The 6,230-nt window shown below is 37.1% G+C and carries 4 protein-coding genes; 1 reads left to right on the top strand and 3 read right to left on the bottom strand.

Annotated elements, in window-relative coordinates; genetic code table 11:
* Positions 1-173: 173 nt before the first annotated feature.
* The 3 genes from ABDZ84_RS09720 to ABDZ84_RS09710 are packed head-to-tail and all read right to left on the bottom strand — an operon-like array spanning position 174 to position 3,863.
* Complete coding sequence (locus ABDZ84_RS09720) at positions 174-1,217, bottom strand: ribonucleotide-diphosphate reductase subunit beta (RefSeq protein WP_026683060.1); 1,044 nt, start codon at positions 1,215-1,217, stop codon at positions 174-176.
* Positions 1,198-1,644 carry a flavodoxin gene (locus ABDZ84_RS09715; RefSeq protein WP_281949956.1) on the bottom strand — a complete coding sequence of 149 codons (447 nt, stop codon included), beginning with the start codon at positions 1,642-1,644 and terminating at the stop codon, positions 1,198-1,200. The genes ABDZ84_RS09720 and ABDZ84_RS09715 overlap by 20 nt, the downstream gene beginning before the upstream one ends.
* Complete coding sequence (locus tag ABDZ84_RS09710) at positions 1,629-3,863, bottom strand: ribonucleoside-diphosphate reductase subunit alpha (RefSeq protein WP_026683062.1); 2,235 nt, start codon at positions 3,861-3,863, stop codon at positions 1,629-1,631. The genes ABDZ84_RS09715 and ABDZ84_RS09710 overlap by 16 nt, the downstream gene beginning before the upstream one ends.
* 781 nt (positions 3,864-4,644) lie before the next feature.
* Between ABDZ84_RS09710 and ABDZ84_RS09705 the strand changes: the two genes are divergently transcribed.
* Positions 4,645-6,219 (top strand): BCCT family transporter, encoded by a 1,575-nt coding sequence (locus ABDZ84_RS09705; protein ID WP_281949955.1) that lies wholly within the window; start codon positions 4,645-4,647, stop codon positions 6,217-6,219.
* Positions 6,220-6,230: the final 11 nt, after the last annotated feature.

Raw genomic sequence — 6,230 nt, 5'->3', positions numbered from 1 at the left:
GCCCGCGGAAAGCGAAGTAATTAGTCGGAGCATTGCCAATAGACATCAAACATTTCAAAATAACTACTTGACTTAACGCAGTCATTGCACTATTTTATACTTTCTTAACTTATAAAATAAGCTGTCGAATTTCTCGACAGCTTGAGGAATCGGCGATATCGTCGATTTCTTTTTTATAAATCATCAAATCCGTTTAGGTCACTTGTCTTAGTATATTGACGTGATTTCTGTTCAAAGAAATCTGTTTTTGTTCCATCAAAATTATCCACATAAGCTCTAATCCATTTTAGTGGATTATCCAAGTGATCTGGATAAATATCTTGTAACCCCATCATACGAAGCATTTTATTTGCACGATATTTTATATAACCTGCCATTTCATCTAAATCAATGCCTTCTACATTACCTAATACATAGTTAGACCATTCAATCTCTAATTCTACGGACTCTTTGAAGTGATCATATACCCATTGTGTAAATGATTCCGTGTTATATTCTGGATTTTCAGCTAATGTCGCACGGAATAGCTCCGAAATAAATCGACCATGCTCTAACTCATCCCTATTAATATAACTGATCATCGTAGAAGTTCCAACCATCTTATTATGGCGTGCTAGATTATAGAAAAATGCAAAGCCGGAATAGAAGAACATCCCTTCTAATAGCGATGTATAGACCATCGTTTTTAAAATATTTTCAATCGATGGCTCTTCAACAAATGCGTTATATTGCTTAATTAGATTTTCATTACGTTTAAGTAAAATGGGATCCTTTCTTCCTAATTGAAAGGACTTATTCTGTTCGTCTAGTGAGACAACAGAGGATAGAACATAGGAATAACTTTCATTATGCACAGCTTCCTGCTGTGCGATTACTGCCATAATCGATTGAACCGATGGATCTGTTGCATATAAAGATAGTAATAATGCTGTTCTCGTTTGTGGTGCATCTAATGTTGATAACAATCCAATAATTTTTAGATATGCATCTTGTTCTTCTTCTGATAAAGAAGGAAATTGTTTGATATCGCTCTGCATATTCACTTCATCTGCTTGCCAATAATTTCCGACAAGTCGCTTGTACATTTTATACCAGTGTGGATAAGCAATATCATTCCAATTCAGAATACCACTTGATTTACCTCCAAAAATCCCCGTGGACTTATTTGGATTTAGTGGCTCTAATGTTTTCGCTTTTTCAAGCATGACTTTTGACATGATGCAGTACTCCTTCCACCCAGTCTTTCACTTTTGATTCTTGTAAACCACGTGGGGATTGTTCAACCTTCAACCCCTGCCATGGACTGTTATAAAAATGACTTAATTTATCAACTGCTCTACAAAATAAGTCGTCTCCGCCAAACTGTGTATCTCCCGTTCCAAATATGGCAACATTACTTGGTTTATAGCCTACTTCCAGTATAAAATCTTTTACTTCCTCTGGTGTACTTCCTTTATCCCAAGTAAAGGTGCCGATAAATAGTATATCATATTCGGACGGACGTATCGGCGGGTCAATTCCAATTCGGTGAACCGCCGTAGTAAACCCTTCCTGATTTAAGGCATCTTCAATAATCGTAGCTACTTCTTTTGTATTACCACTATATGTCAAGTACGCAATTAACGCCCTCAACTTTGACACCACTCACATTCCTCAACTTCACTTGAGGTGGATCGAACGTAATAGGTAGTTTTTAAGCCCTCTCTCCAAGCTTGTAAATGAAGGTCCAGTAACACGGAAGCTCTAATCGTATTCGGAACATAAAAATTAAATGATAGACTTTGATCAATATGCTTTTGTCTTGCAGCATTTTGTTTTACAGACCAACGCTGATCCACAATATAAGCAGAACGTCGATATACATTATATGTCTCATGCGTTAAATCTGGTGCAGTGACAGGAATTTTAAAATCCTTCTTCTCTTCGTTATAGAACGGCTTGAAGATTGGGTCAATACTAGCTGTTGAGCCAGCAATCATTGCTGTTGTTGAGTTCGGTGCAACTGCCATTAAATAGCCGTTACGCATACCGTGTTCTTTAACAGCTTCTTTTAATGTTAGCCACTCGCCTTTATGATAACCCTTCAAATCAAAATATTCTCCTGAGCTCCACTTACTGCCTTCGTACGCTGGATAGCTTCCTTTTTCTTTACTTAATTCCATGCTGGACTTAATTGTCAAGAAAGCAATTTTTTCGTATAAATCATTCGCATAGTTTACTGCTTCATCGGTTTCCCATTGCAAATTCTTTCTTGCTAATAAATGGTGCCAACCAAATGTTCCAAGTCCGATAGCACGGTATTTTTTGTTCGTTAACTGCGCCTGCATAATCGGTAAATTATTGATATCTATCACATTATCTAACATACGCACTTGAATTTTAATTAACCGTTCTAATATTTCGTCTGGAACAGCCTTACCCAAATTAATCGAACTTAAATTACAAACCACATAATCTCCTGATTGATATTTCTTGACGATCGTGCTCTCACCTTCAAGAAATTCCTCCATAAATTCAGATGGAGATTGGTTTTGTGTAATTTCTGTACATAGATTAGAACAATAGATCATTCCATTATGACTATTACTGTTCTGACGATTTACTTCATCACGGTAAAACATAAATGGTGTACCTGATTCAAGCTGTGACTTCATAATGCGCTTCATAATATCGATCGCTGGTATTTTTCGCTTTGTTAACTGATCGGATTCCACACATTCTTGATATTTTTCACGCCACGTACCGTTTCCTTTTGCTTCATCATAAAAGTCCTCTAATGAATAGCCCATTACTTGCCGAACTTCATGTGGATCAAATAAATACCAGTCTTCACGTTTTTCTACCTGTTCCATAAATAGGTCTGGAAGTGTTACACCTGTAAAGATATCATGGGCACGCATGCGATCATCCCCATTATTTAGCTTAAGATCAAGGAATGCTTCAATATCACGATGCCAAACATCTAAATATACAGCAATTGCACCTTTTCTGGTTCCTAGCTGATCCACATTTACTGCTGTATTGTTTAATTGTTTAATCCATGGGACAACACCACTCGACATACCTTTAAATCCTTTAATAGAGCTACCGCGGCTACGAATCTTACCCATATATACGCCAATTCCACCACCGTTTTTCGATAGCTTAGCAATGTCTGTGTTACTGTCGTAAATTGATTGTAAGCTATCATCTACTGTATCAATAAAACAGCTTGAAAGTTGGCCATGAGTCTTACCTGCGTTCGCAAGTGTCGGTGTAGCAACTGTCATATAGAGATTGCTTAGTGCCCAATAAGCTTCCAAGACATGTTCCGTACGATGTGCCTTATCCTCATGTTGCATTAACGTCATTGCAATAACCATCCAACGTTCTTGCGGAAGTTCAAAAACGTTCTTATCATGATCCGTTGCAAGGTAACGAGTTGCTAACGTATATAATCCTAGATATGTAAATGATAAATCCTTTGCTGCGTTTATTTGTTGTGCAAAATAATCAATCTCTTCTTTTGTATACGTATCAAGTAATGTAGGCTTATAAATCTTTTTATCCGTAAGCATGTTTAATAATGCGTAGAAATCGCCATACTTTGCATGTCCATCATATTGACGATTCTCACCTGCTTGACGATACAGTTCTTGTAAATAAATACGGCTTGCTAGATATGTCCATTCTGGTTCAGATTCATCAATATTTTCCAATGCATTTTTAACAAGCATATCAATTGCTTTTTCAATTGGTGTATCCTCATGTATGGTTTTAAACGCTTTTTGCTTGTATGCTTCTGTGTGAATAGCTAGTCCTTGCGCAGCATTATCAATTACTTCTATAAGTTTCTCTTTATTCGATGTCAATTCAATGATCATCTATAATCCTCCCTTTAACTGCTTCTAAATCCTGTTCAGCGATCTAGTAAGAGATACGCTCCTGTCATTAACCTTTTTCGCAGGACATGAAACAGATCCTAGTAAAAAATGAATATCTAATAATTTTAATAATTATCATGCAAAAATAAAAAACCGCTGTATCTCGTGAGGATAGAATTCTTGATCCTTTTGGGTTCTCAACAATCTCAATTTTCTAACACGAAATCGGTTACTTAAATGTCATAAAAACACTATATATAGTATTTGTTTCCTGATAGTTTTACGATATATTGTGTTAAAAGCTTAGCATATAACATTCCGGAATGCAATCATTTTAGCGAAAAAATAGAGACGACAGAACGTTCAAAAACGGTCAAAATTGAGATAAAACAACGCTAGAAACTGCTTTAAAAATTTAATAGAAAATATTCCCTATGATAGAGAACAGGCTAACAGTCATAGACGTCTTACAACCTTGTATATTAGATTTCTTCTGATCAGATATTCAAGACAAAAATCTAATGTATGAATTATTCCTATGTGTAAATCTTAATACATACGATCAGATTGATATGCAGTAGTAAACCCTTATTCAAGTAAGTTTACCTCCATTTAAAGCAATACTTCAATTTTGGTGCTTTGTTATGGCCTGTACGCTTATCCGAGAAGGAGTAAGGGCATCTCCATGGTTTGTCGATGGAACAAAATAAATTTTTATCCCCGTTCTGTAACATCAGATAATAAGAATACTACATATTGATGGTAGAAAGGATGATTCTTTATGAAGACAAAGCTAATCGATTGGCGTACATTTATCAGTGCTTTAATTCTTTTATTATGTGTATGTTTACCCTTAATCTTCTTCCCAGAGGCCGGTGCGGAGCTTGTCAATGCAGCTAACAGCTTTATGACTGGTAAGTTCGGGTTCCTCTACTTAGCACTTGGCTTATTATGTTTTGTTTTTCTTTTATATGTTGCCATTAGTAAATACGGTAATATTAAGTTAGGAACGAAGCAGGACGATAAAGAGTTCGGGAGTTTCTCTTGGGCGGCCATGCTATTTGCAGCGGGAATAGGATCGAGTATTCTCTATTGGGGAATGATCGAGTGGGCCTATTACTATCAAGGACCCCCATTCGGTATAGCTCCTGAGTCGGCAGCAGCAATTCCGTGGGCAGCCTCCTATGGTATATTTCATTGGGGCCCAATAGCTTGGGCGATTTATACATTACCGGCATTACCTATTGCCTACTTTTATTATGTTCGTAAGACATCTGTATTAAAAATTAGTGAAGCGGTCAGACCTGTCATTGGAAAATGGATTGATACGCCAATTGGCATTATCATTGATGTACTGTTTATGTTTGGATTATTAGGCGGTGCTGGTACTACGTTAGCCTTAGGCACACCTATGATCGCAGAAGGAATCAACAACTTAACCGGCATTCCTGTCACCTTAGGTCTAAAAGCTATCGTTATGTTGATTTGCACACTAATTTTTGCTATCAGTGCCTATTCCGGCCTTACAAAGGGAATTAAAGTACTAAGTGATATTAACTTATGGCTTGCCATTTTTGTCCTTTTATTTGTTTTTATCTTTGGACCTACACTTTTCATTACCGAGACTACTTTTACTAGTGTCGGACAGGTAGCCGATAGCTTTTTTAAAATGGCTACATGGCTTGAGCCATTCGCTAATTTAGCTGGATTTGAAGAAACAAGATTTCCTGAATCCTGGACGGTATTTTATTGGGCATGGTGGGTTGTCTACGCACCGTTTGTTGGATTATTTGTTGCACGTATTTCCAGAGGACGTACCATACGTGAGATGGTTTTAGGAACTATGATATACGGAACTTTCGGCTCCATTTTGTTTTTCGGTATTCTCGGAAATTTCGGGTTGTATTTACAATTAAGCGGACAATTTGATGTGATCGGTTTTATGAATGAACATGGTGCGCCTGCCGCAATTATTGCTATTTTAGAACAGCTGCCATTAGCTAAAATGATGATTGGTGTTTTTACGGTATTGGCCATTATATTTTTAGCAACTACCTTTGATTCCTCATCATTCATTTTGGCAGCTGTGGTGCAAAAGAAAATTCAATCTGAACCGCTTCGGTGGAATCGGCTATTTTGGGCATTTACCCTATGTCTTCTTCCAATGGTACTCATGTTTGTCGGCGATTTGGAAACATTACAAACAGCAAGTATCGTGGCAGCTTTTCCTGTTATTTTCATCATGGCACTTTTAGCATGGTCCTTTATTAAGGCCGCTACTGTTGATATTCGCGCATCCAAGCATTACCGTAGTTCAACCATCTACATCCATACAAAAAGTACCGATGATGAATAAAGTGAAACTTC

This window comes from Virgibacillus salarius, from assembly GCF_039521925.1.
Taxonomy (GTDB): Bacteria; Bacillota; Bacilli; order Bacillales; family Amphibacillaceae; genus Virgibacillus; species Virgibacillus salarius.
Note: the sequence above shows the minus strand (reverse complement) of the source record. Positions and strands in the feature narration are given on the sequence as shown.